Source organism: Ensifer sp. GW821-FHT05G01 (genome assembly GCF_059419585.1).
Genome location: NZ_JBWKSC010000001.1, coordinates 560,149 through 586,295 on the forward strand (window position 1 = coordinate 560,149; position 26,147 = coordinate 586,295).

Genomic DNA, 26,147 nt, shown 5'->3' on the forward strand with positions numbered 1-26,147 from the left:
CCGGCTCAGCGGGTGAACGACTGGGCGTTGCCCGCGTCGACGTTGACGATGTTGCCGGTCGATTTCGCCGACATGTCGGAGGCGAGGAAGTAGATCGCATCGGCGATATCCTCCGGGAACACGCTGAGCTTCAGCATCGAGCGTTCGCGGTAGTGCGCCTCAAGGTCGTCGACATCCATCTTGTAGGCGGCGGCGCGCTGCTCCTTCCACTCGCCGGTCCAGATTTTAGAGCCGCGCAACACGGCGTCCGGGTTGACGACGTTGACGCGGATCTGGGCAGACGCGCCTTCGAGCGCCAGGCAGCGAGCGAGATGGATTTCGGCCGCCTTGGCCGTGCAATAGGCCGATGCGCCGGGCGAGGCGGCAAGGCCGTTCTTCGAGGCGACGAAGACGACGTTGCCGCCCGCCTTCTGGTTGCGGAAGACGCGGAAGGCTTCACGCGAAACGAGGAAATAGCCCGTCGCGAGAATGTCCATGTTCTTGGTCCAGAGCGCCAGCGTCGTGTCCTCGATGGTGGCGGAGGAGGCAAGGCCGGCGTTGGAGACCAGGATGTCGAGGCCGCCGAAGGCAAGCAACGTGTCGCCGAAGCCGGCTTCGACGGCCGCTTCGCTGGTCACGTTCATGCTGATTGAACGCACGAAATCCTTGCCATGGCGGCCCGCAAGCTCGCTTTCGGCAGCAGCCAGCGCCGTCTCGTCGATGTCCGCGATGACGACGCATGCACCTTCCTGCATCAGTCGGTGGGCCGTCGCCTTGCCGATGCCGCCGGCGCCGCCGGTGACCAGCGCGATGCGGCCTGCGAGGCTCTTCGGCTTCGGCATGCGCTGGAGCTTGGCCTCCTCGAGCAGCCAGTACTCGATGTCAAAGGCCTCCTGCTCCGGCAGGCCGACATAGGTCGAAACCCCGGAGGCGCCGCGCATGACATTGATGGCGTTGACGTAGAACTCGCCGGAGATGCGGGCCGTCGCCTTGTCCTTGGCAAAGGTGATCATGCCGACACCGGGCACGAGATAGACGACCGCGTTCGGATCGCGCATGGCAGGGCTGTCTGCGTGCTTGCAGCGTTCGTAATACGCGGCGTAGTCGGCGCGATAGGCGTTGATCGCATCAGGCAGCCCGGCCAGCGTCGTGTCGACATCCGGGTTTGCCGGATCGAAGTCGACGACCAACGGCCGGATCTTGGTGCGCAGGAAATGGTCCGGGCAACTGGTGCCGAGCGCTGCCAGCGGCTTCAGGTCGCGCGCGGCAACAAAATCGAGCACGGCCTGGCTATCGTCAAAATGGCCGACTTTCTTCTCGTCGGTGCTGATAAGGCCGCGGATTACCGGCATCAGGCGTTTGGCGATTGCCGCTCGCTCGGCCGCCTCTAGCGTCGGCTTGATGGCGCCGCCAAAGGCTGCGCCGACATTGTATTCCTCGAACCAACCGATCGCGACATTGATGATCTCGATCGTCGTCTCATAGGCCTCTTTTGCCGTGTCGCCCCAGGTGAACAGGCCGTGGCTTTCAAGGATGACGCCGCGCGCCTGCGGGTTCTTGGCGCAGAAATCGCTAAGCCACAGACCGAGCTCGAAACCGGGCCGCTTCCAGGGCAACCAGCCGATCTCGCCGCCGAACAGGTTGTCGGTCAGGTTTTGACTGTCCTTGCTCGCCGCAATCGCGATGATGGCGTCGGGATGCATGTGGTCGACATGTTTTTTCGGCACATAGGCGTGCAGTGGCGTGTCGATCGAGGCCGCACGCGGGTTGAGATCGAAGGTGCAGTGGGGGAGATAGCCGACCATCTCGTCTTCGAACGCGACGCCGCGATAGATGCCCTTCAGTGCATTGAGCTTGTCCATGTAGAGCGTGGCGAAGCCGTCCAGCTTGATCGTGCCGACGTCGCCGCCGGAGCCCTTGACCCAGAGAACCTCGACCATTTCTCCGCTCAGCGGATCCTTTTCCATCACCTTGGCCGAGGTGTTGCCGCCGCCGTAATTGGTGATGCGCGTGTCGGAGCCGAGCAGGTTCGAGCGATAGAGCAGACGCTCTGGCTCGCTCATGCCCGCAGCCTTCGCATCATCCCAAAGGTTTGCAAGTCCCGCGCCCTGCTGCTTGTCGAGCATCTCGAATTCCTCCCGGTCCGTTGCCTCGCAGCTTGGCGGCCGCGTGGAGATGTGGTTGGCATCAGATCACATGGGTCGAAAGTCGTTGTCAATCAAAAACGATCAAATTCGCGCATATCGCACTGCACAATGAAAAAATATGATTGATTGTGATTGACAATGTTTGGTCGTGATGGAAGCATGCACATTATCGGAGGAGCGGATGCACGAGAAAGAAAGACATCGGATCATTCTGTCGGCGGTTCAGGAAAAGCCCGTCGTCACGGTGCCGGAACTGGTCGACTTGACCGACAGTTCCGAGGCGACGATCCGGCGCGATATCGCAGCACTCCATGTCCAGAAGCGACTGCGACGCGTGCGCGGCGGGGCCGAAGCGATCAATCCGCCGCAATTCGTCGGGCTGGCTGGCCGCCCCTTTAAGGTCAATGAGAGCCTGCATGCACGGGAGAAGCAGGCGATCGCCAAGGAAGCTGTGGCGCTCTGTGAAGACGGCGAGCCGATCATCATCAATGGCGGCACGACCACCTTCCAGATGGTGCACTTTCTGACCAATCGCCGGATGCAGGTCTTCACCAACTCGTTTCCGATCGCCGAGCATCTGCTCAAGCATTCGAAGAACACGGTGATGCTGTCGGGCGGCACGATCTACCGCGAGCAGAACATCATCCTGAGCCCCTTCGACAATGACGTGACGCGCAATTTCTATGCGCGCCGCATGTTCATGGGCGCCCAGGGGCTCGGTCCGCTCGGCCTGATGGAAGCGGATCCGCTGCTGATCCAGGCCGAACAGAAGCTGATCGATCAGGCCGACGAACTCGTCGTGCTGGTCGACTCCTCGAAATTCCACAAGCGCTCCAGCCTCATCCTGTGCGGGTTGAAGCGGATCGCCACTGTGATCACGGATTCGGGCATCGAGGACAGGCATGCCGCGATGCTCGAAAATGCCGGCGTGCGCCTGGTAATCGCCAGTGCCAGGACCGGTACGGATGCGGAGACTGCGTCCTCGACCGCTTGAGACGGCCGAGGGGAGGGGAAGACCGGTATCGGTTGCAAAAGGCCGGGCCGGTTTTGAATTGGAGAAGGTCAGTACCGGACGATGCGGTCATCCCGATCGCGTTCCGGTCCATGGGAGGAGTCGAAATGAAGATCCTGAAATCATTGATGGTCACGGCCGCCGTTTCGCTGGCGTTGATGGCCAATGCCGCGCATGCGGAAAACAAGAAGATCGCGCTCGTCGTCAAGGCGCTCGGCATCGGATTCTTCGAGGCCGCCAACAAGGGCGCGCAGGAAGCCGCCAAGGAACTGGGCAATGTCGAGGTGATCTACACCGGCCCGACGACGACGACCGCCGAAGGCCAGATCGAAGTGATCAACTCGCTGATCGCCCAGAAGGTCGATGCCATCGCCGTTTCCGCCAACGACACCGACGCGCTGGTTCCGGCGCTGAAGAAGGCGATGGATCGCGGCATCAAGGTCATCTCCTGGGATTCGGGCGTCGCCAAGGACGGCCGCCTGATGCACCTCAACCCGTCTTCGAGCCCGCTGATCGGCAACATGATCATCAAGCTCGCCGCCGACAATCTGCCGGAAGGTGGCGATGTCGCCGTGCTCTCGGCAACCGCGACCTCGACCAACCAGAACGTCTGGATCGAGGAAATGAAGAAGGTTCAGGGCAACTACAAGGGCATCAATGTCGTTGCGACCGTCTACGGTGATGATCTGGCCGACAAGTCCTATCGTGAAACGCAAGGGCTCATTCAGTCCTATCCGAACCTGAAGGCGATTATCGCGCCGACCTCTGTCGGTATCGTCGCCGCGGCGCAAGCTGTCACCGACGCTGGCAAGGTTGGCCAGATCAACGTCACCGGCCTTGGCCTTCCCTCGGAAATGGCCGGCCACGTGAAGTCGGGCGCATCCAAGTCCTTCGCGATCTGGAACCCGATCGATCTCGGCTACTCCGCAACGATGATCGCCAATGATCTCATCAACGGTGCGGAAGCCAAGCCGGGTGCGGAACTGAAAATGGGCCGAATGGGCGCCGTCAAGCTCGACGACAACAATGAAGGCGCCATGGCCGACCCGTTCGTCTACGACGCCTCGAACGTCGAAGAGTTCGCCAAGATCTTCTGATCGGCGAGGGGCGTTTGATCGCATCCGCCCCTCATCCGCCTGCCGGCACCTTCTCCCCGCTTACGGGGAGAAGGGACAAGCGGCATACTCGCCCGTCCCCCTGCCACCAGTGAGTGGCTGGTTCCCAACGGACACCCTCTCCCCGCGAGCGGGGAGAGGGTTGGGGTGAGGGGCCATTTTCAGACTGCGGTGCGCTCGGTGTGAGGCACACAAATCAGGCGGAACTGAACTTGCTGCAGGATACGACCACATCGCGGATGAAACCCGCCATCGCGCTCGAGGGGATTTCCAAGTCCTTTCCCGGCGTCAAGGCATTGTCCGATGTTTCGCTGTCGCTTTACCCGGGCTCGGTCACGGCGCTCGTCGGCGAGAACGGCGCTGGCAAGTCGACCCTCGTCAAGATCCTGACAGGGATCTACCAGCCTGATGGCGGCAGCATCCGTGTCGCCGATACGGAAACGACGTTCCCGACAGCGCTTTCGGCCGCACGCGCCGGCGTCACCGCCATTCACCAGGAAACGGTGCTGTTCGACGAGTTGTCTGTTGCCGAAAACATCTTCCTCGGCCACGCCCCGCGCAACCGTTTCGGCCTGATCGACTGGAAGAAGCTGAATGCGGATGCGCGCGCGCTGCTGCATCGCGCCGGTGCCGATTTCGATCCGACCATCCGCCTGCGCGATCTCGGCATCGCCAAGAAACATCTGGTGGCCATCGCCCGGGCGCTCTCGGTCGACGCCCGCGTCGTGATCATGGACGAGCCGACGGCGGCGCTGTCGCACAAGGAAATTCACGAGCTCTATGCGCTGGTCGAACGGCTGAAGGCGGACGGCAAGGCGATCCTGTTCATCAGCCACAAGTTCGACGAGATCTTCCGCATCGCCGATCGCTACACCGTGTTTCGCGACGGAACGATGGTGGGCGAGGGGCTTATCGCCGACGTCGCCCAGGACGACCTCGTGCGCATGATGGTCGGCCGCGCCGTCGGCTCGGTCTATCCGAAGGAGAATGTCGCTATCGGCGAACCAGTGCTGACGGTCTCCGGCTACCGCCACCCGACCGAATTCGAGGACATCAACTTTGAACTGCGGCGCGGCGAGATCCTCGGTTTCTACGGGCTGGTCGGTGCCGGCCGTTCCGAATTCATGCAGTCGCTGATCGGCATCACCCGCCCGTCGGCGGGCGCCATCAGGCTCGACGGCGAGATCCTGGTGATCCGCAGCCCGTCGGAGGCGATCAGGAGCGGCATCGTCTATGTGCCGGAGGAGCGCGGCCGACAGGGCGCGATCATCGGCCTTCCTATCTTCCAGAATGTGACGCTGCCGTCCTTGTCTCGCACCTCACGCTCCGGCTTCCTGAAGCTTGCCAACGAGTTCGCGCTTGCACGGGAATATACCTCGAGGCTCGATCTGCGCGCAGCGTCGCTTGACCAGGATGTCGGCACGCTTTCGGGAGGCAACCAGCAGAAGGTGGTCATCGCCAAATGGCTGGCAACGAAGCCGAAGGTGATCATCCTGGACGAGCCGACCAAGGGCATCGACATCGGCTCGAAGGCCGCCGTGCACGCCTTCATGAGCGAACTTGCGGCCCAAGGCCTCAGCGTCATCATGGTCTCATCGGAAATTCCCGAGATCATGGGCATGTCGGATCGCGTCATCGTCATGCGCGAGGGTCGCATCGCCGGCCGCTTCGAGCGCAGCGAGCTGTCGGCGGAAAAGCTGGTGCGCGCGGCCGCCGGCATCACGGAGGCCGCATGATGTCCAAGCTTCTGAAAAACCGTGAACTGCTCCTCGTCGGCGCGATCCTGGTGTTGATCGCCCTGATCGCCTGGCGCTTCCCACCTTTCGTCGCGCCCGCCAATCTGGCGCGTGTCTATAACGACACCTCGATCCTGATCATCCTGGCGCTCGGCCAGATGGCCGTCATTCTGACGCGCTGCATCGACCTTTCGATGGCGGCAAACCTGGCCCTTTCCGGTATGGTCGCGGCGATGCTGAACGCGGCCTTTCCCGGCCTGCCGATCCCGGTCATCATCCTCACGGCGATGGCGCTTGGCGCGGTCCTCGGCATGGTCAACGGCGCGCTGGTCTGGAAGCTCGACATTCCGCCGATCGTCGTCACGCTCGGCACGCTCACCATCTATCGCGGCCTGATCTTCCTCTTGACCAACGGCAAGTGGATCAATGCCCATCAGATGAGCGATGCCTTCAAGAGCTTTCCACGCGCTGATCTTGCCGGCATTCCGGTGCTCTCCTGGCTGTCGGTCGTGATGGTCGCGGCGATGTTCCTGGTGATGACCCGCACCCCGCTCGGGCGTGCCTTCTTTGCCGTCGGCGGCAATCCGCATGCCGCCGTCTATACCGGTATCGATGTCGGCCGCACCCGCTTCTTCGCATATTGCCTCTCCGGCACGCTGGCCGGCCTTTCCGGCTACCTCTGGGTGTCGCGTTATGCGGTCGCCTATGTCGATATCGCTGCCGGCTTTGAGCTCGACATCATCGCCGCCTGCGTCATCGGCGGCATCTCGATTGCCGGCGGCATCGGTTCGGTGCCGGGCGCAGTGCTCGGCGCGCTGTTCCTCGGCGTCATCAAGAACGCCCTGCCGGTGATCAACATCTCGCCCTTCGCCCAGATGGCGATCTCCGGCATGGTCATCATCATTGCCGTTGCCGTCAACGCGCGGGCCGAACGGCGCAAGGGTCGCGTCATCCTCAAAAAGGCAGAGGCTGTCTGATGGCCGAAACGCATCTCTCCCCCCGCAACATTCCCGATCGCCTGGAAGGGCGCGGTGTGCGCCTGCTGAAGAGTTGGGAAAGCCTGCTGCTCGTCGTCGCGTGTCTCATCTTCCTCGGCAATTCGCTGGCTTCGCCCTATTTCCTCGATCCGTGGAACCTGTCCGACGCCACCTTCAACTTTACCGAAAAGGCGATGATCGCCTTCGCCATGGCGCTGGTGATCATTTCCGGCGAGATTGACCTTTCGGTCGCATCGATCATTGCGCTCGCCTCGACGGCGATGGGTTATGCCGTCCAGCTCGGCTTCGACACGCCGGCGTTGGTGATTGTCGGCCTGTCTGTCGGGTTGATCTGTGGTGTCGTCAACGGGCTGCTGATCACCGGCCTCGGCCTGCCGTCGATCGTCGTCACCATCGGCACCATGAGCCTGTTTCGCGGCCTGTCCTTCATCATCCTCGGCGATCAAGCGTTCACAGGCTATCCCGACAGCTTTGCCTGGTTCGGGCAGGGTTATGTCTGGTGGGTGTTCTCGTTCGAGTTCACGCTGTTCGTCGTGCTCGCCGTCATCTACGGCGTGGTGCTGCACAAGACCAATTTCGGCCGCGCCGTGTACGCGATCGGCAACAATCAGACCGCAGCGCTGTTCTCCGGCATCCGCGTCAACAGGGTGAAGTTCACGCTGTTCCTGCTGACAGGCCTGATGGCCGGGCTCGCCTCGATCTGCCTGACCTCGCGCCTCGGCTCCACCCGTCCGTCGATCGCGCTTGGCTGGGAACTGGAGGTCGTGACCATGGTGGTGCTTGGCGGCGTCAGCATTCTCGGCGGTTCCGGCACCATTCCGGGGGTGGTGCTCGCCGCCCTGATCATGGGCATGGTCACCTTCGGGTTCGGCCTTTTGAACGTGCCGGGCATCGTCATGTCGATCTTCATCGGTTTGCTGTTGATCTCGGTGATCGCCCTGCCCATCCTGTGGCGCCGCGCCCGCCGCCGTCTCGCCCACTGAGGTTTTCATGGAAAAATACGCCTTTCGCATGCGGCTCAATCCGGGAATGGCCGCCGAATATACCGCGCGCCACGACGCCATCTGGCCGGAACTGGTGACGCTGCTGAAAGATGCGGGCGTCACGGATTACTCCATCCATCTCGACGAGGAGAACGATCTGCTCTTCGGCGTTCTCTGGCGCACGGACGATCATGGCATGGCCGATCTGCCGTCCCATCCGGTCATGCAGAAGTGGTGGGCCCATATGGCCGACATCATGGAAACCCATGGCGATAACGAGCCGGTCGCGGTGCCGCTCAAAACCGTCTTTCACATGAGCTAAGCCGATGCGGATCGTGGGCGTCATCGACATCGGCAAAACCAATGCCAAGGTCGCGGCTGTTGATCTCGATCGTTTCGAAGAGATTGCCGTGCGCAAGACTGCAAACGGTGTCGTCCGGAGCGATCCCTATCCGCATTTCGATGTCGACCATCTCTGGGCCTTCGTGCTCGATAGCTTGAAGGCGCTCAACGCCGAGTACCCCTTGCAGGCGATCTCGATCACCACCCACGGGGCGACGGCAGTCGTTCTCGACCAAGCCGGCGGACTTGCCTTGCCCGTGCTCGACTACGAATTTGGTGGGCCGGATATCCTGTCGGAAGCCTATGAGCGCGTTCGCCCGCCCTTTACTGAAACCGGGTCCGCCCGGCTGCCGATGGGGCTGAACGTCGGCGCGCAACTGTTCTGGCAGCAGCAGACCTTTCCCGATGCCTTTGCCCGGGTCGCGACAATCCTGACCTATGCGCAATACTGGACCTTCCGGCTGACAGGTGTGCGCGTCAACGAACTGACCTCGCTCGGTTGCCACACCGATCTCTGGAACCCGAGGGCCGGCACCTTCTCGACCCTGGTGGACAGCCAGGGTTGGGGCCAACTGTTCGCGCCGGTTCGCAGGGCAGACGAGATCGTCGGTGCGCTGCTGCCCGAACTTTGCGCCGCCACGGGCATTCCCGAGGGCATACCCGTCTATTGCGGCATCCACGATTCCAACGCATCGCTGTTGCCGCACCTCTTGACCCGAAAGGCGCCGTTCTCGGTCGTATCGACCGGCACTTGGGTCGTGATGCTGGCGGTGGGCGCCGCCAAGGTAACACTCGATGAACATCGCGACACGCTAATCAACGTCAACGCCCTTGGCGACCCGGTTCCCTCGGCGCGCTTCATGGGCGGTCGCGCTTTCTCGCTGCTGCTCGGCGACAATCCGACGCCCACCTTGTTCGAAGACGAGCAGGCCATCATTGCGGCCGGGCACATGCTCTTGCCTTCGCTTCCCGAAGGCTCTGGGCCTTTCCCGTCAGCCAAGGCCCGCTGGACCGTGGATGAAGAGACGTTGACGCCAGCCGGCAAAGTCGCCGCCGTCTCATTCCATCTGGCTCTAATGACGGCGACCTGCCTCGATCTCATCGGTGCGCGCGGCGATATTGTCGTCGAGGGACCGTTTGCCGCAAACGCCGCCTATCTGCGCATGCTGCAGGCGGCAACCGGACGTCCGGTCCTTGCCGACAGCCAGAACGTTACCGGCACCAGCCTTGGCGCCGCAAGCCTTGTCGACGGCAGCCACGTGCGGACCGGGGTGCAAGCTTTTGACGGCGCGGTGCCTCAGAGCTTTGCGCGCTATGCAGAAGATTGGCGATCGCTCACGAAAGACCATTGCAAAATGGCACAGGCGATCAGCTATCCTGAAATATTGGAAGAGTAACGGCGTCCTATGAGAGACGCTCGCGACAAGACGAAGCGCGTTCTTCCGCTCAGAAAACCGAGCTGCGGTTTGCCGAACGGTTATGCTCGAGATTGAGCACGATGGATACGGCCATCATTGTCAGGATTGCTGTGAGAGCGGCGCCAATTCCAAGAACAATCATTGTTCGTTTCCCGTCAGCGCATCGTCATGATGTCGCTTTGCTTGCTGCAAAGGTTTCTTTCGCGCGACACGCGCCCACTTCACTTTCGCTTCGATACGCGAGCGCAAGTAGAAGTACAATTCTAAACTCTTGTGAGTGAAAACCTGTTGAAATTCGCCGCTAATAGTGCGGCATTGCTGCGTTGCAAAAACACTGCCCAAAAACGTCCGGCGAATTTTAGTGATTCCGGTTACAGGCTATCAACCGTTAACCTTCAGGCAAGGAATTAACCATAAACATTGTCCCACACGTCGGAATGGGAAAATTCACAGTCTCCTCAAGGCATGATGCCGCCCCGCCGTACCGGTTCCGGTCCGGTATCGATTCTTCACCGAATTTACTTGCGGGATGGACGATAGCAGACGCCAGATGGCGGAGGCTGATCGCATCGATGTGGCGTGCACGTCCGGTGGACCGTGGACTGTCCTGTTCCTCCCCAGGTGAATTCCAAGCATGAAAAACCGGGGATTGAGCGTTGAGGCAGGAACCATCGTCAGAACAGGCAAGGAAGGGCCAGGCAGGCAGTCTGCTGGAGCGCTTGCGTTTTGCCGGGCTCGACGACGAGAGCTGTTCCCGCATCCGTGACACCCGGCAGAAGCTTTCCCCCCGTATCGACGCAGCGCTTCGCGATCTCTTCCAGCGCCTGCAGAGCTATCCCGACGCAGCCCGCCATTTCGACAACGACCGGCAGCTCGATCGCCTGCAGGACATCCAGTCCTCCCATTGGAACGTGCTGACCGATGCGCGTTTCGACGGCCTCTATGCCGAGCGCGTCAAGGTGCTGGCCGACACATCGAACCGCATGGGCCTCGACCCGCGCTGGCAGATGGCAAGCCATGCCGTTGTATTGGAACACTTGCTGGTCGGCCTCATCGAAGAGGCCTGGCCGAAGTCCTTCCTGCCGATGGGCCGGGGACGTCGCAAGGAATTGTGCGACCTGGTCGCGGCCCTCGTCCGCACCGTCTTCGTCGATACAGAGATCGGCGTCTCGCTCCGCTTCAACGGTCTGCGCCAGCAGCACCAGCGCCAGCTCGCCGAACAGCACAGCGCCGACGAGCAGGCTGTAACGACGCTTTTCGGCGATTTCGCCAAGGGTTTGAACGAGGGAGACCTCGGCGTACGCCTTTCGCAGACGGCGCCCGACGCCTATCAGCCGATCGTTGCCAGCCTGAATGCGGCGCTCGACACGATCCAGCAGAGCCTGCAGTCCGCCGATCAGCGCGGCCAGGCGGCCGAGGCTTTTGTCGGACGCCTGCGCGAAGGTGCTGCCGGTTTCTCCGATAAGGCAGCCGCGGAAGCCGATGCCCTCACGGGCCATATTGCGGCACTTTCCGACATGACCGAGCGCATGGCCACCGGTTCGAGCCGCATCAGCGCCACCGAGACGAAGGCCAACGAGACCCGGGTTGCCGTCGAGCGCAGCGGCGAGATCGCCGGCCAGGCTATTTCCGCCATGGCCGACATCGAGGCATCGGCCGAAAAGATCGGCCAGATCATTGGCGTCATCGACGAGATCGCATTCCAGACCAATCTCTTGGCGTTGAATGCCGGCATCGAGGCTGCAAGGGCGGGCGACAGCGGCCGTGGCTTTGCCGTCGTGGCCCAGGAAGTGCGTGCGCTTGCGCAGCGTTCCGGCGAGGCCGCGCGTGAAATCAAGCAACTGGTGTCCGGCACTAAGTCGCAGGTCGAGACCGGCGTCGAGATCGTTGGCCGCACGCAGGATGCGATCAGCAGCATCGTCCAGCAGGTCACATCGATCAATGCAGCGTTCTCCGGCATCGCCCGCGAGGCCGAGCAACAGGTCGGCGACCTCAAGGGCGTGACATCCGACATCGGGGCGATCTCGCGCGCCGTCACGGCAAGTGCGGCGATGGCGGGCGAAACGGTTCGCTCCTCCGACGATCTGCACAATGTCATCGTCGAGCTTGGCGAGACGATCCGCAGGTTCCGTGTCGAACGCCGCCACGCGGCTTCACCAACACCGGCTGCCAGCCAGGGACGCAGCCTCACGGCTCGTCTTGATGTGGTCGATGACGAAATCGTGGCGCCATTGTTCGATGACGCTCCGCAACGTCAGTTCGCCGGTTGGCAACGCTGATCCCAGGGACACTCAAGAGTTAGCAGTCGAGGAAAACAGGAATGGCCAGCAAGAAGACCGCCCGGAAAACGCTCAGCCTCGCTCCGGTGTTGGACCTGAACGAAGCGACGACGCTGCACGAGAAGCTTTTGGGCCTGAAGGGCAGCGATCTGACGATTGACGCCTCCGCGGTCGAGCGCGTGGGAACGCTTTGTGTCCAGGTCCTGATGGCTGGTGCCAAGACTTGGGAAGAAGAACATTTGTCTTTCACCTTCAGCAAGGTGTCGGACGCTTTCGAGAAAACGACACAGCTCATCGGGGTCGACATCGACCACCTGATGGCAAAGGAGATTTGAAGAATGAAAAAGCGAGTTCTGACAGTCGACGACTCCCGGACGATCCGGAACATGCTTCTGGTCACGCTGAACAATGCCGGTTTCGAAACGATCCAGGCAGAAGACGGCGTCGAGGGCCTCGAGGTTCTTGAGGAAGCCAATCCCGATGTCATCGTCACCGACATCAACATGCCGCGTCTCGACGGCTTCGGCTTTATCGAAGGCGTACGCAAGAACGACCGCTATCGCGCTGTGCCGATCCTGGTCCTGACCACGGAAAGCGATGCTGAAAAGAAGAACCGTGCCCGTCAGGCCGGTGCCACCGGCTGGATCGTCAAGCCGTTCGACCCGACCAAACTGATTGATGCAATCGAGCGCGTAACGGCCTGAAGTCCGAGGATAGCCTCCAATGGATATGAACGAAATCAAAGAGATCTTCTTCCAGGAATGCGAGGAACAACTCGCCGAACTGGAATCGGGTCTGCTGAAGCTCAATGATGGCGACCGCGATCCGGAAACGGTCAATGCCGTGTTTCGCGCGGTGCACTCGATCAAGGGTGGCGCCGGTGCTTTCGGGCTCGACGACCTCGTCTCCTTCGCTCACGTGTTCGAGACGACACTTGATTGCGTTCGTTCCAACAGGCTCGATCCCGGCCCTGAGGTTCTGAAGGTGATGCTGAAGTCGGCCGACGTGCTGGCCGACCTGACGAACGCTGCCCGCGACGGCGGCAGTGTCGACGAGGCGCGCAGCCGCCAGCTGATCAAGGAGCTCGAGGCGCTTGCCAATGGCGAAGTGCCCCAGGCATCGGCCGTTGCCGAGCCGGTTGCCCCGGTTTCCAAGGCAGCGCCGGTTGCCGTAGCACCGGTCGTCAACGACGAAGGCTTCCAGCCTGTCGCCTTCTCCTTCGACGATTTCGAGACGGAAGAGCCGGCCTCGATGGAGATGCCGACCTACGAGATCGTCTTCAAGCCGAAGTCCGATCTCTACGCCAAGGGCAACGACGCCACTTTGCTTCTGCGCGACCTCTCGCGCCTTGGCGAGATGAGTATCCATTGCGACATGGACACGCTTCCGTCGCTTGATCGCCTGAGCCCGGAAACGGCCTACTTCTCCTGGAAGGTGTCGCTGAAGACGGACAAGGGTGAGGACGCGATCCGCACCGTGTTCGAATTCGCCGAGTGGGATTGCGACCTCGATGTTTCGCTGGTCTCGGGCGAGACCGCGCCTGTCGGCGAGGAGCTGCCGATGCAGCCGGTGCCGTTCGATTTGTCGATCCTCGATGACGAGCCGGTAGGCCCGATCGGCGTGATCGAGGAAGAAGAACAACTGGCAGCACAGCAGGAGATCCGCAACGCGGCCGTCGCTGCTGCCGGCACCGCTAGCAACGTGTTGCAGATGGCCCAGTCCGCCGCCCGCGCGCCCGCTGAAAAATCGGTCGGCGCCGCCGCCAGCGCCGCTGCGCAATCCGCAGCCGCGCAACAGGCAGCAGCATCTGCCGCCACTCCGACCATCCGCGTCGATCTCGATCGCGTCGACCGCCTGATCAACCTCGTCGGCGAACTCGTGATCAACCAGGCAATGCTGTCGCAGAGCGTGGTCGAAAACGACGCCAACGGCACCTCGTCGATCAACATGGGCCTCGAAGAGCTGCAGCAGCTCACCCGCGAGATCCAGGACTCGGTGATGGCGATCCGCGCGCAGCCGGTAAAGCCGGTGTTCCAGCGCATGTCGCGCATCGTTCGCGAAATCGCCGACATGACCGGCAAGTCTGTCCGTCTCATCACCGAGGGTGAAAACACCGAAGTCGACAAGACGGTCATCGACAAGCTGGCCGAACCGCTGACGCACATGATCCGCAATGCCGTCGACCACGGCCTTGAAACGCCCGAGAAGCGACTTGCCGCCGGCAAGAGCGCCGAAGGCACCGTGCGCCTGACCGCAAAGCATCGTTCTGGCCGCATCGTCATCGAGCTTGCCGACGACGGCGCCGGCATCAACCGCGAGAAGGTGCGCCAGAAGGCGATCGACAACGACCTGATCGCCGCCGACGCCAATCTATCCGATGAGGAGATCGACAACCTGATCTTCCACGCCGGCTTCTCGACGGCCGACAAGATCTCTGACATTTCCGGCCGCGGCGTCGGCATGGACGTGGTCAAGCGTTCGATCCAGGCGCTCGGCGGCCGCATCAACATCTCGTCGAAGCCCGGCCATGGCTCGGTCTTCACCATGAGCCTGCCGCTGACGCTGGCCGTGCTCGACGGCATGGTGGTCACGGTCGCCAACCAGACGCTGGTGGTGCCGCTGACGGCGATCGTCGAAACCCTGCAGCCGGAAGCCGCTGCGATCCATTCGTTCGGCTCCAACCAGCGGCTGATCTCGATCCGCAACTCCTTCTGCCCGCTGGTCGATGTCGGTCGCATCCTCAACTTCCGCGCCAGCCAGGCAAACCCGGTCGAAGGGGTCGCCCTGCTGGTGGAATCGGAAGGTGGTGGCCAGCGCGCGCTGATGGTCGACGCCATCCAGGGCCAGCGCCAGGTCGTCATCAAGAGCCTCGAGGCCAACTACACCCATGTGCCGGGCATCGCAGCCGCGACCATTCTCGGCGACGGTCGGGTGGCACTCATCCTCGACGTCGACACGATCGTGGCTGCTTCGCGTGGCCAGTCGCTGAAGCCTGAAATGTCTCTCGCTGCTGCTGGATGAATGTGATGACCTATGCCGCAAAGAATCTGACCACGGACGGACGAGAGCTGATCGCTTTCCGCGTCGGCGATCAGGAGTTCTGCGTGAACGTGATGTCCGTGCGCGAAATTCGCGGGTGGACACCGGCGACTGCGATGCCACATGCACCGTCCTACATGCTCGGCATCATCAATCTGCGCGGTGCGGTGTTGCCGATCGTCGATCTGTCGGCACGCCTCGGCATGAAGCCGGCCGAGCCGACCGTCCGCCACGTCATCATTGTCGCCCAGGTGAAGAGCCAGGTCGTCGGTCTGCTCGTTGACGCGGTCTCCGACATCCTGACGATCACCGACGACAAGATCCAGCCGACGCCGGATGTCATCTCGTCCGAATTCGAAAGGAGCTTCGCCCGTGGCGTGCTCGCGATCGAAGGTCGGTTGATCTGCCTAATAGAACTCGAATCTGTCTTCCCGCAGGAAGAAAGGGAAGCAGCATGAGAAACCAGGCCGTTCTCGAACAGAAGCAGTCGCCCGACGAATGCCTGGCAAGCGGCGAGTATCCGCTGACGCGCCGCGATCTCAATGAAATCGCAGCGATGATCTACGCCGATGCCGGCATCTACCTCAACGAGACCAAGGCATCCCTGGTCTATTCCCGGCTGTCGAAGCATATCCGCAACCTCGGTCTCAAGGGCTTCCGCGAATATTGCCAGCTCGTCTCTTCGCCTGCGGGTGCCGCTGCCCGCCGCGATATGCTCTCGCACTTGACGACGAACTTCACCCGCTTCTTTCGCGAGAACCATCACTTCGAACATCTGAAGACGGATGTTCTGCCGGAGTTGATTGCCCGCGCCAAGGCCGGAGGTCGCGTGCGTATCTGGTCTGCCGCCTGCTCCGACGGGCAGGAGCCCTATTCGATCGCGCTGACGGTGCTGTCGCTGTTGCCGAATGCGGCTGACTACGACTTCCGAATTCTCGCCACCGATATCGACCCGAAGATCCTGGCGCTGGCCCGGGCCGGCGCCTATGACGCCACCGCGCTTGAGACAGTCAATCCGGCCATGCGCAAGCAATGGTTTGACGAGGTCAATGCCGGCGGCCGCTTCAAGTGGCAGATCGACGATCGCGTCAAGCGGCTCATCACCTTCAACGAACTGAACCTGATGGCGCAATGGCCGTTCAAGGGGCCGTTCGACGTCATCTTTTGCCGCAACGTCGTCATCTATTTCGACGAGCCGACACAGATGAAGATCTGGTCGCGCTTTGCCGGCATGCTCGGCACCAACGGCCATCTCTACATCGGTCATTCCGAGCGCGTGTCGGGCGACGCCAAGTCGCAGTTCGACAACATCGGCATCACCACCTACCGCCACACCGGCAAGTTTCATGGAGGACGGGTATGACAGCACCCGCTCGCGTTCTCGTCGTCGATGACTCGGCCACCATGCGTGGCCTGATCACCGCAGTTCTCAATTCCGATCCGGGTGTAACCGTCGTCGGCCAGGCGGCGGATGCGATGGAAGCGCGCCAGGCGATCAAGCAGCTCGATCCTGATGTCGTCACCCTCGACATCGAGATGCCGAACATGAATGGCCTGGAATTCCTCGACAAGATCATGCGCCTTCGGCCGATGCCGGTCATCATGGTCTCGACGCTCACGCACAAAGGTGCCGAGGCGACGATTGCAGCACTTGAAATCGGTGCGTTTGACTGCGTCGGAAAGCCGCTTCCGGGCGACCCCAACCCTTTTGCCGGTCTCGTCGACAAGGTAAAGGCGGCCGCGCGCTCGCAGCGCAAGTTCATCATCACCGGCAACAAGACGGCCGCACCCGCTGCAGCCAATGCCAATGGTGCTTCTGATTATCGGGCCGGCCGCAAGATCATCGCGATCGGTGCCTCCACCGGCGGCGTCGAGGCGCTGATCACCGTGCTGCAGAAATTCCCGGCGAACTGCCCGCCGACGGTGATCACGCAGCACATGCCGCACACCTTTACCAAGAGCTTCGCCGAGCGGCTCAACCGCCTGTGCGCACCAACGGTACAGGAAGCAACCGATGGCGCGCGGCTGGAAATCGGCAAGGTCTATCTGGCTCCAGGTGGCGAGCGCCACCTCCAGGTCGCCAATCCGACAGCACCCTGCTGCCGTCTGGTCGACCGCGATCCCGTCAACGGTCATCGTCCTTCGGTCGACGTGCTGTTCGATTCGGTCGCCGAACTTGCCGGTCGCAACGCGATCGGCGTCATTCTGACCGGCATGGGCCGTGACGGCGCATCCGGTCTCCTGAAAATGCGGCATGCCGGAGCAAAGACCTTCGGCCAGAACGAAAAGACATGTGTCGTCTACGGCATGCCGAGAGTTGCATATGAATTGGGTGCCGTCGAAACGCAGCTCCCCCTCGGTTCCATCGGGGAAGAGATACTGAAGACAGCGGCGCTCCGGAAGGAAGGAAGCGAATAATGTCCATCGCCGAAAAAATAAAAGTACTGATCGTCGACGATCAGGTCACGAGCCGCCTGCTTCTGGGCGACGCCTTGCAGCAGCTGGGCTTCAAGCAGATCACGGCTGCTGGTGACGGGGAACAGGGTATGAAGATCATGGCCCAGAACCCGCATCACCTCGTCATCTCTGACTTCAACATGCCGAAAATGGACGGCCTTGGCCTGCTCCAGGCCGTGCGCTCCAACCCGGCAACGAAGAAGGCCGCCTTCATCATCCTGACGGCGCAGGGCGACCGCGCGCTGGTCCAGAAGGCGGCCGCGCTCGGGGCGAACAACGTGCTGGCAAAGCCGTTCACCATCGAAAAGATGAAGGCCGCCATCGAAGCCGTATTTGGGGCATTGAAATGAACATGGAAGCCGGCGGCAAGCGCGTGCATGTCATCCAGGGCGAGTACAAGGTCTTCAACGATCCCAATGTGGTGTTGTCGACCATTCTCGGTTCCTGCGTGGCAGCCTGCATGCGCGATCCCGTGGTCGGAGTCGGCGGCATGAATCATTTCCTGCTGCCGGGATCGGCGTCATCGCCAGCTTCCGGCGGCGACGCTACCCGCTACGGTGTTCATCTCATGGAGCTGTTGATCAACGGCCTGCTGAAGCAGGGCGCTCGCCGCGATCGACTCGAAGCCAAGATCTTCGGCGGTGCCAAGACGATCGCGCGGTTCTCGAATGTCGGCGAACAGAACGCCGCCTTTGCCCGCCAGTTCCTGCTCGACGAAGGCATTCGCATCGTCGGTGAGAGCACGGGCGGCGAACACGGCCGCAAGCTCGAATACTGGCCGTCTTCGGGGCGCGCCCGACAGTACGCACTGACTGGCGTGGAAACCCAGCGCACCGTGCAGCTGGAAGAGCGTCCGGTGGTGGCACCGCGTCCGGTCGAAAGCTCCATCGAATTCTTCTGATCCTGCGGGGGGTGTCCTGCAGGCCGACCATACACCTGCGCTATCGCTGGAATAACCACGTGAGAAACGACAATGCAGACTGACTACCAGGGCCACATGCCACACGTGGAAGAATCACTGCCCGAAGTGCTGATGCGCGTGGTCACCGAGCTTCACGACGTCGCCTATCTCATCGAACGGATCGAGCCGCAGCTGCTCGGTGGTCGAGGCGCCTCGGCGCTGGACAGCCCCGAAGAGATGATGGTGCTGCAGGGCATCGATCTGGCCGTGCAGAAGACCCGCGGACTTGCCGAGTTCATCGATACGATCACGGCGGCGATCCCCGATACCTGCCTCGTCGACGTCACGACCGCCGTCAATCTGGTCAAGCTCGCCGACATGAAGAAGGCGCTCGGCAACGGCATGTTGCGTCACGGCCATTCTCAGCCGCTGACGAAAGCGGCGGGCGACTTCGAAGCGTTCTAGGTCGCCGCGCGTTCGGAAGAGCGCGCCAAGGACGTTTCGACACTTTCGTGCCAGCGCATCCTGTCCGCCTTCGGTGGATCCGCTCGAAGGCGGGATGCTCGAGAGCATTTCCAGGAAGCGCGCGAGGCGGCTTTCCACCAGGAGATTTAAAAAAACAAAGGGATAGAACGTCCCCACGCCCCCGTTCAAGACGGAGGCGCACCCGCGATCGAAACCGTATCGATCGTCGATACAGCCAGAATTCTCTACAGCGATATCCCCCGAATTCGCCGAAACTGTCGACAAAAGCCAAGTTCGCACAAGTTTCGTTTCCTACGGTCCCGATCGGGGCTGATGGATTCGTGTGTATTGCAAACCGTTACGGGGCACACGACACCCATCAAACCCGAATGTTGGAACTGCGCAGGGCGCTCGTCGGATGACCGGCTTGAACGTTCTGCGATACTGGGTGCGGAAACAGAATGAGTCTGTTGAATCAATTTTCGATGTTCACGAAGAACCTCGCCGGGCTGGGGCAAGGCAAGCTGATAGCGCTGGCCGCCGCCGGCATTATCGCTGTCGGCATGGTCCTTGGGGCCGGCATCTACGTCAACAGACCATCGTTCGAGACGCTCTATGTCGGGCTCGAGCGAAGTGACGTCACTCAAATCAGCATTGCGCTTGCGGAAGCCAATATCGACTTCAATGTCGGTGCCGATGGTGGCAGCATCCAGGTTCCCGTCGGCATGACCGGCAAGTCCCGTCTGCTGCTCGCCGAGCGCGGCCTGCCGAGCAGCGCCAATGCCGGCTATGAACTCTTCGACAATGTCGGCTCGCTCGGCCTGACCTCCTTCATGCAGGAAGTCACCCGGGTTCGCGCGCTTGAAGGCGAAATCGGACGCACCATCCAACAGATCTCCGGTATCGCCGCTGCCCGCGTCCACATCGTCATGCCCGAGCGCGGCAGCTTCCGTAAGGCAGACCAGAACCCGACCGCCTCGGTGATGATCCGTGCCAGCGCCACGGTCGGCCGCAATGCCGCAGCCTCCATCCGCCATCTCGTCGCCTCGTCCGTACCGGGGCTCGATGTCGATGACGTGACCATTCTCGATTCGACCGGTCAGCTTCTCGCCTCGGGCGACGATCCGGCCAACAGCGCCCTCAACCAGTCTCTGGGTGTGGTTCAGAACGTCCAGACCGAGCTTGAGAAGAAGATCGACAACGCGCTCGCTCCATTCCTCGGCATGGACAACTTCCGCACCAGCGTCACGGCACGCCTCAACACCGACACGCAACAGATCCAGGAGACGATGTTCGATCCGGAATCGCGAGTCGAGCGTTCCACCCGCGTCACCAAGGAAGAGCAGAAGTCCAGCCAGCAGCAGCCTGACAATGCCGCAACCGTGCAGCAGAACATTCCTCAGGCCGCCCCGAAGGGTGGCGCCGGCCCGCAGTCGAGCGACCAGGCAGAGAAAAAGGAAGAGCAGACCAACTACGAGATCAACAGCAAGACGATCGCGACCGTAAAGAACAGCTACACGGTCGAGCGCCTGTCGATTGCCGTCGTGGTCAACCGCGGTCGCCTTGCCGCCATGGTCGGCGAACCGGCCGACCAGGCGAAGATCGACGCTTACCTGCAGGAGATGCAGAAGATCGTATCGTCGGCCGCCGGCATCGATGCGAACCGCGGCGATGTGGTGACCCTCAACGCAATGGACTTCGTCGAGACGCAGCTGCTCGACCAAGCCGTCGCCGGTCCGGGCATCATGGAGACGCTGACGCGCAATCTCGGTGGCATCATCAATGCGCTCGCCTTCGTCGTCGTCGCCTTCCTGGTGGTCTGGATGGGCATGCGGCCGCTGGCTCGCCAGCTTGGCCTTGGTGGAAGCTCCGGCCAGCTCGCCAATGAGTCCGCCGGTCTCGAACTGCCCGATTTCTCCCCTGCGACGGCAGGTGCCGGTGGCGCCCTCATGGACGGCTTCGGTTCCGACTTCGGCTTCGACAGCACCGACGACCTTCTCAGCATGGGCGAGGACGCCGGCAGCTTCAACCGCCGCGTCAAGGAAGGGCCGGAAAGGCGCCTTGCACGCATGGTCGAGATCAGCGAAGAGCGCGCCGCCAAGATTTTGCGCAAATGGGCGATCGAGAAAGCCGCCTGATTACACACGGAAATCGTCTGACAGGGGAAAATCCCGCCACTTCGGCGGGATTTTTCGTTTCCGTGGTGATGCGGATGCCATCATGTCCGGCGCAACTATTGTGCGAGTCTCTGCGGATTCTACGGTCAGTCGCTCGATGCGCGGCAAGAATCGTTGATCATTCGTCAGAGTCATGGGTGTGGCCGGCGATCGTATTGCTTTAACGAGATCTTAATTTGTAGATTCCGCAGTCGCCGTCGACGTGCTCCAGGCGGGCTGGTTTACTGCTTCGGCCATGATCAATACATAGATAAATTGTAATATAAATTTGACTATTCGATAATAATCAATGTCGTATTCTGTTTTTATATAGTGAAAGACTACGGTTGTTCGATCAAACAACTGATGCATTTCCGCAACAGGCGCTGCTCTAAAGTAAAAAATGCATCTATTCGACGATTTTCCCGACTCCCTCGGGCGGCGGAATTTCCGTTGGAATTGTGCTCAGCACTGTATCCGGCGCTGCGCGAAATCGATGCGGCAGCGGAGCAGGGGCAATTCGAAAACAAAAACTCTTTTAAATATCAACGCTATGTCAAAACACATGCTGCTCGATGCCGGAATTCGGAAAAGCCGAAGCGGCATCTTTGCGAATCGTTTCATGAAAGGTGGGTGAAGTAAATAGCGAGAAGATGGCGGTGGTTTTTTTTGAGGACGGATGTACATTTTTAACAGTTGATTCGCGTCCTGAATTGCGACTGGTGGTGATGTTCGGCTTGAGCCGGCTGTCGGCGGCGACAGTGCAAGCACAGGTTCCAGGGCGGTGAATCCGGCACGGGGGCTGACATCATGGACATTTCGCAAGCAGACATAACTGTCTGGCCTTTGCCGACAGCGTCGACACGCATACGCGGTGGTGGGCTCACACGTGACCAGTTGTTCCGGCGGCTGGGCGACATGGCCGGGCGCGCCAACCTGGGAGCCGGGCTTGCGGCCCTGACCGAGTATGTCGGCGCGAGCCATTACCTCCTGGCACGATATGATCTCTCGCAAGATAACGGCCTCGACTTCGTCGTCTGCTCAGATTGGCCATTCGATATTGTCCGGCGCCTTTCGGGCATCGTCACCGGGCTTCACGCCAAGACTACCGAGCTAGAGAAGTGCCTCTCGGTGTTGCAGCCAATGTTCTATTCGCTGCCCGACGACATCGATCTGCCACGCGGCATCAGCCGGGAGTATTGCGCGGTCACCTTCAATGTCGGGCGGCTGCGCTTCTCGTTGATGCTGCTCGTTCCCGAGGACGTGATCCTCTCGCAGGAGAATCTTCGCGATGTGACCTTGCTTGCCGGATACCTGGCAAGCTTCACCACGCGCGCTGAAGTGCGGCACGATCGCGACTTCGAACTTACCGATCGCGAGCTGGAATGCCTCTTCTGGATCGCCGAGGGCAAGACGAGCGAAGAGATCGCCGTCATTCTCGGGATTTCCCGCAACACGATCAACAACTACATCACCAGCGTCATGCGAAAGACGGCGACGCGAACCCGCTCCGAAGCGATTGCGTACGCCGTCCGAAACAACCTGGTCTGAGAGGCGAGACTGATGACCCATTTCCTCGCCAATGGACGCAACGACGACGACCAGCGGCACAGCCGCAGCGGCAGAGCGGCGCGCGCGGCGACGCTGATCACGCGGTTGCAGGCGATGCAGCGTCAGATCAACGCCAAGCATTTCGCTGTCCTGCGCCTCAACAGCAAGGGCATGGGCGCGGTGCGCAAGATGACCTGCGTGCTCGACAATTGGGGTGTTTCCTCGGAGGCGAATGCCCACGATCTCATAACCGTCTACGGCGAGGAACTGACGGCCCATCTCGATACGTCGCTGCTGCCCGTGCTTTGGAATGGCTCAGGCGAACACCAGGCGGCGGAGATGTCCGAGTTCGGGCACTTCGCTCACCGTCTGAAGGGTCGCAAGCTTCCCTATTCCGGTATCGCCTTTCCCGTGCGCCTGGGTGCGCAAGGCAACGGATATGTCGTGTTTGCCGGCAGTTATGTCGACGCGACGACAGAGCAGGTCGTTGACCTGCACGGCCGCAGCTGCACGATCATGACCGACCTTCTGGCTGCCGACGAGAAACGTATGGTGCAGGCCGAAACGCTCAGCGATCGTGAGATCGCTTGCCTGCAGATGGCGGGTGACGGCCATATCAGCGAGGAGATCGCCGAGCGGATGGGTCTTTCCGTCCACACCGTGAATGCCTATCTCGGCGCCGCCACGACCAAGCTCGATTCGGTCAACCGGATCCAGGCGATCGCCAAGGCCATTCGCCTCGGCTACATCAGCTGACGACACAGCGGTTCAGCTCGCCAGAGGCAGCTGATACGACGTTATGAACTTCGCTTCGGCGAGGCTCTTTGCAAGAAAGGCCGTGTTCTCGTCCGGGTCGGCCGACGGATTCTGGAACGTGATATGGCTGATCTCGATGCCGGCCGTTTCGTTGCCGAGAGACAGCCGCACATAGATGGTCACGCCGCGAAGCTTAAGCTCAAGATCGAGCACGATTTCCGGCTCGCTGTCCCAGTCGAGATTGTAGTTGCCGCCGAGACCGAAATTGACCGTCCCGGGCAGGAAATACAGCTCGGCGGCCGATTCAACGAGGTCAGCGAGGCTGGCGTAGGATTCGAACCGCAGGAGAGCGATGAAGTCCGCAGCGTCGATGAGACGCAATTCGGTCGCCACTGGGCGGATCGCTTCGGCTACTAATTGTTCCCGTCTCTCGGAGAATTCGCACTTTTTCATCGGCGTTACGTCATCCGTTTTGGTTGCGATTGCGCGTGCACCCTGTGAATGAGTTCGGCGACTGCCTTGTAAAACACGGGTGGAATCACACTATCGACCGAGACTTGTGCAAACATGGAGCGTGCAAGCGGCGGATCCTCGAAGACGGGGATGCCGTTTTTCTCAGCAATTTCACGGATTTTCAGGGCAACGAGGTCCTGGCCGAGCGCAACGACGACCGGCGCGTCGCTCTCTTCGCGGACATAACGCAGCGCAACGGCATAGTGAGTCGGGTTGGCGATCACCAGCGTCGCGCGCGGCACGGATGAAATCATGCGCTTGCGCGCCCGATCGCGCTGCATCGAGCGCAGGCGCGACTTGACGATCGGGTCGCCCTGCGCCTGCTTCATTTCCTCTTTCACTTCCTGCTTGGTCATCATCAGCTCGGTGTACCAATGATGGCGAGACCAGAAGATGTCGGCGATCGCCAGAACGGCCGTGGCCAGCATGATGACGATCATCACCTGGTTGAGATCGGACGTCATCGTCGCAAAGATCGTCACCGGATCGGAGAACATCAGGTCGAGCGTGGCGAAATAGTCGTTCCAGAGAACCAGCACGACGAAGATCGACACGACGATGATCTTGAACAGCGACTTTCCGAATTCCACCAGGCCCTGAACACCGAAGATGCGCTTCATGCCCGCCATCGGCGAGATCCTGTTCATCTTAGGCTGGATGCGATCGAGCACCGGCCGCGGCAGGTTCTGGAAGATCGACGAGCCGACACCGAAGACGATGAGCAGCACGAAGGCGGGAATGAGCAGTGCGGTCGATTTCCAGGCGAGATGCGTCATCAGCGCGACGACATCCGTGGCGTTGTTCAGCCGCCAGGCCTCCGGCTGTTCGAAAATGTCCTTGAGCGCCTCGGCGACCGTGCCAGCGCCATCGGCGAGGAAGAAGACGAAAAAGATATAGATCGCCACCGTCGAGGCAAAGGTTGTCGCCTCGCGGGAGAAGGGCAGATTACCCTTGTCGGCGGCGTCGGAGATCTTCTTCTCCGACGGGGACTCTGTTTTACTGTCCTTATCCTGATCGTCCGACATGCGACAGGAAGTCTCCCGACCGGTTCCACAAGCCAGCGCTGATCTTGCGCTGCCTGTAGTGAACCCGGAAAACAGGCCAGACAAGAGCCTCGTCGGGGCAATCATGCGGGGTCAACAGGAAATGCGACCCTCCGATCCCGCCAACGCAAAAACGCGGGCCCCGGGGACCCGCGTCATCGATCTGTGATTGGCAATTGTGCCTGCCTCTGGAAGCGTTCCCGGCGGCCGGGGTCGATCAGGCGGCCCGCGCTTCCTTGTCCTTCAACTCCAGCTGACCGCTGGCGGCGAGACGGATCGCCTCCTGCGTGATCGAGCGGCGGGCAATGGCGATATCGCGCGGGTTGATGCCGGCGTCGCCCATGGCGAGATCGGATTCGATCATGCGGCGCTGACGTGCGCCGATCGAGGCGAGGACCGATTCGCGCAGGTCCGAGGTCGAGCCACGCAGCGCCATGGTGATGATGTCGGTCGAGACATCGTTGAAGAGCTGAACGCGGCTGCGCTGCGGCATGTAGAGAACGTCGTCGAAGAGGAAGATCTTCGGGCGAACCTTCTTGGCCGATTCCGTGCTGAGGGTTTCGAGCGAGGCAAGCAGGGTGTCGACCTGCGGCTTGTCGAGTTCGTTCATAACCTCTGCGATCTTTGTCGGGCCGGCGGAGTTGCGCTCGGCTTCCATCTCGCCGATCATTTCCATGACGCGGTTCTCGATGATGGATGCAGCCTTGGGGCTGACGTCCTTCATGTTGACGGCACGCTTCAGGATGTCGGGTCGCTGCTCTTCGGAGAGCTGCAGCAGAACCTTTGCGCCGAAGCTCGAAGGCATCATCGACAGCACATAGGCGATGGTCTGCGGATGTTCCTTGGCCAGTTGCAGCGCGACTGCCACCGGGTCGCATTCCTGCAGTCGGTCCCAGATATTGGCTTCGTAGGACTGGAAGGTGGCGCGGCGGCCGAGCAGGCCGTCGACTTCATCCGGCGTCAGGCCTTCCTCGAGAATGCTCTCGATCGCCTTGGCGTTGTCCATGAGGCCCGCGCCCTCGGTGAAGAGGTCCTCGAACTCGTTGACCAGCGCTTCCAGCTCGTGGGGAGGGATGGCCCGCAGCGACTGCGCCGAGGCGATGATCGCCTGCAGTTCGCTCTGGGTGAAGAACTTCAGCAGCTTTCCGGCGACGGTCTTGCCCATCGCCAGCAGAACGGCCGCTGCCTTATCCGTCTGGTTGAGAGGCCTGGAAAGTGCCTGAGCCTCAAAACTTTCGAAATCCATCATGGATTCAT

Annotated in this window: 24 protein-coding genes; 20 read left to right on the forward strand and 4 right to left on the reverse strand. The window is 61.2% G+C overall.

The window, feature by feature from the left end; all coding sequences use genetic code 11:
- Positions 1–5: 5 nt before the first annotated feature.
- Positions 6–2,105 carry a bifunctional rhamnulose-1-phosphate aldolase/short-chain dehydrogenase gene (locus AC07UR_RS02730; RefSeq protein ID WP_209787552.1) on the reverse strand — a complete coding sequence of 700 codons (2,100 nt, stop codon included), beginning with the start codon at positions 2,103–2,105 and terminating at the stop codon, positions 6–8.
- A 202-nt stretch (positions 2,106–2,307) separates the two neighbouring features.
- On the opposite strand from AC07UR_RS02730, the gene AC07UR_RS02735 reads away from it, so the two are divergent.
- The 20 genes from AC07UR_RS02735 to visR all read left to right on the forward strand — a co-directional run bounded on the left by AC07UR_RS02735 (position 2,308) and on the right by visR (position 23,334).
- Positions 2,308–3,120, forward strand: coding sequence for a DeoR/GlpR family DNA-binding transcription regulator (locus AC07UR_RS02735; protein WP_209787550.1), 813 nt, complete (start codon positions 2,308–2,310; stop codon positions 3,118–3,120).
- 125 nt (positions 3,121–3,245) lie between these two features.
- Positions 3,246–4,235, forward strand: a complete 990-nt coding sequence (gene rhaS, locus AC07UR_RS02740) for a rhamnose ABC transporter substrate-binding protein (protein WP_077504362.1) — start codon at positions 3,246–3,248, stop codon at positions 4,233–4,235.
- A 257-nt stretch (positions 4,236–4,492) separates the two neighbouring features.
- Positions 4,493–5,989, forward strand: a complete 1,497-nt coding sequence (locus AC07UR_RS02745; RefSeq protein WP_209788534.1) for a sugar ABC transporter ATP-binding protein — start codon at positions 4,493–4,495, stop codon at positions 5,987–5,989.
- Entirely contained in the window at positions 5,986–6,966 is a 981-nt protein-coding gene (locus AC07UR_RS02750; RefSeq protein WP_209787548.1) for an ABC transporter permease, read from the forward strand. Before AC07UR_RS02745 ends, AC07UR_RS02750 begins: the two co-directional genes overlap by 4 nt.
- A complete protein-coding gene (locus tag AC07UR_RS02755; RefSeq protein ID WP_173418975.1) occupies positions 6,966–7,970 on the forward strand; it encodes an ABC transporter permease in 1,005 nt (334 codons plus the stop codon). The genes AC07UR_RS02750 and AC07UR_RS02755 overlap by 1 nt, the downstream gene beginning before the upstream one ends.
- A 7-nt stretch (positions 7,971–7,977) precedes the next feature.
- Positions 7,978–8,292: an L-rhamnose mutarotase gene (gene rhaM / locus AC07UR_RS02760; protein ID WP_173418976.1), complete on the forward strand. Its 315-nt coding sequence runs from the start codon at positions 7,978–7,980 to the stop codon at positions 8,290–8,292.
- A 4-nt stretch (positions 8,293–8,296) separates the two neighbouring features.
- Entirely contained in the window at positions 8,297–9,709 is a 1,413-nt protein-coding gene (locus tag AC07UR_RS02765; protein WP_209787546.1) for an FGGY-family carbohydrate kinase, read from the forward strand.
- A 677-nt stretch (positions 9,710–10,386) separates the two neighbouring features.
- The gene (locus AC07UR_RS02770; RefSeq protein ID WP_494700005.1) at positions 10,387–12,009 is read left to right on the forward strand and encodes a globin-coupled sensor protein; all 1,623 of its coding nucleotides are present in this window, start codon (positions 10,387–10,389) and stop codon (positions 12,007–12,009) included.
- A 41-nt stretch (positions 12,010–12,050) separates the two neighbouring features.
- The gene (locus tag AC07UR_RS02775; protein ID WP_077504355.1) at positions 12,051–12,344 is read left to right on the forward strand and encodes an STAS domain-containing protein; all 294 of its coding nucleotides are present in this window, start codon (positions 12,051–12,053) and stop codon (positions 12,342–12,344) included.
- 3 nt (positions 12,345–12,347) lie between these two features.
- The gene (locus AC07UR_RS02780) at positions 12,348–12,713 is read left to right on the forward strand and encodes a response regulator (protein WP_065784641.1); all 366 of its coding nucleotides are present in this window, start codon (positions 12,348–12,350) and stop codon (positions 12,711–12,713) included.
- 19 nt (positions 12,714–12,732) lie between these two features.
- Positions 12,733–15,030: a chemotaxis protein CheA gene (locus AC07UR_RS02785; protein ID WP_209787542.1), complete on the forward strand. Its 2,298-nt coding sequence runs from the start codon at positions 12,733–12,735 to the stop codon at positions 15,028–15,030.
- A 5-nt stretch (positions 15,031–15,035) separates the two neighbouring features.
- The gene (locus tag AC07UR_RS02790; protein WP_077504418.1) at positions 15,036–15,506 is read left to right on the forward strand and encodes a chemotaxis protein CheW; all 471 of its coding nucleotides are present in this window, start codon (positions 15,036–15,038) and stop codon (positions 15,504–15,506) included.
- On the forward strand, positions 15,503–16,411 hold the full coding sequence (gene cheR, locus AC07UR_RS02795; RefSeq protein ID WP_077504353.1) for a protein-glutamate O-methyltransferase CheR: 909 nt from the start codon (positions 15,503–15,505) through the stop codon (positions 16,409–16,411). Before AC07UR_RS02790 ends, cheR begins: the two co-directional genes overlap by 4 nt.
- Entirely contained in the window at positions 16,408–17,466 is a 1,059-nt protein-coding gene (cheB, locus tag AC07UR_RS02800; RefSeq protein WP_077504352.1) for a protein-glutamate O-methylesterase CheB, read from the forward strand. Before cheR ends, cheB begins: the two co-directional genes overlap by 4 nt.
- Entirely contained in the window at positions 17,466–17,855 is a 390-nt protein-coding gene (locus AC07UR_RS02805; RefSeq protein WP_025425902.1) for a response regulator, read from the forward strand. The genes cheB and AC07UR_RS02805 overlap by 1 nt, the downstream gene beginning before the upstream one ends.
- A complete protein-coding gene (cheD, locus tag AC07UR_RS02810) occupies positions 17,852–18,406 on the forward strand; it encodes a chemoreceptor glutamine deamidase CheD (RefSeq protein ID WP_173418982.1) in 555 nt (184 codons plus the stop codon). Before AC07UR_RS02805 ends, cheD begins: the two co-directional genes overlap by 4 nt.
- A 72-nt stretch (positions 18,407–18,478) precedes the next feature.
- On the forward strand, positions 18,479–18,871 hold the full coding sequence (cheT, locus tag AC07UR_RS02815) for a chemotaxis protein CheT (protein WP_176351509.1): 393 nt from the start codon (positions 18,479–18,481) through the stop codon (positions 18,869–18,871).
- A gap of 461 nt (positions 18,872–19,332) precedes the next feature.
- The gene (fliF, locus tag AC07UR_RS02820; protein ID WP_209787540.1) at positions 19,333–21,009 is read left to right on the forward strand and encodes a flagellar basal-body MS-ring/collar protein FliF; all 1,677 of its coding nucleotides are present in this window, start codon (positions 19,333–19,335) and stop codon (positions 21,007–21,009) included.
- An 828-nt stretch (positions 21,010–21,837) separates the two neighbouring features.
- Positions 21,838–22,578, forward strand: a complete 741-nt coding sequence (gene visN / locus AC07UR_RS02825; RefSeq protein WP_173418986.1) for a transcriptional regulator VisN — start codon at positions 21,838–21,840, stop codon at positions 22,576–22,578.
- A gap of 12 nt (positions 22,579–22,590) precedes the next feature.
- On the forward strand, positions 22,591–23,334 hold the full coding sequence (gene visR / locus AC07UR_RS02830; RefSeq protein WP_209787538.1) for a transcriptional regulator VisR: 744 nt from the start codon (positions 22,591–22,593) through the stop codon (positions 23,332–23,334).
- 12 nt (positions 23,335–23,346) lie between these two features.
- On the opposite strand, the gene AC07UR_RS02835 is transcribed toward visR, so the two are convergent.
- From AC07UR_RS02835 to fliG, 3 genes are all read right to left on the reverse strand, one after another.
- Positions 23,347–23,787, reverse strand: a complete 441-nt coding sequence (locus tag AC07UR_RS02835) for a BspJ family T4SS effector nucleomodulin (RefSeq protein ID WP_209787536.1) — start codon at positions 23,785–23,787, stop codon at positions 23,347–23,349.
- Positions 23,788–23,792: 5 nt separating this feature from the next.
- A complete protein-coding gene (flhB, locus tag AC07UR_RS02840; RefSeq protein WP_077504344.1) occupies positions 23,793–24,872 on the reverse strand; it encodes a flagellar biosynthesis protein FlhB in 1,080 nt (359 codons plus the stop codon).
- A 235-nt stretch (positions 24,873–25,107) separates the two neighbouring features.
- Positions 25,108–26,139, reverse strand: a complete 1,032-nt coding sequence (fliG, locus tag AC07UR_RS02845) for a flagellar motor switch protein FliG (RefSeq protein ID WP_209787534.1) — start codon at positions 26,137–26,139, stop codon at positions 25,108–25,110.
- Between the last annotated feature and the right edge of the window lie 8 nt (positions 26,140–26,147).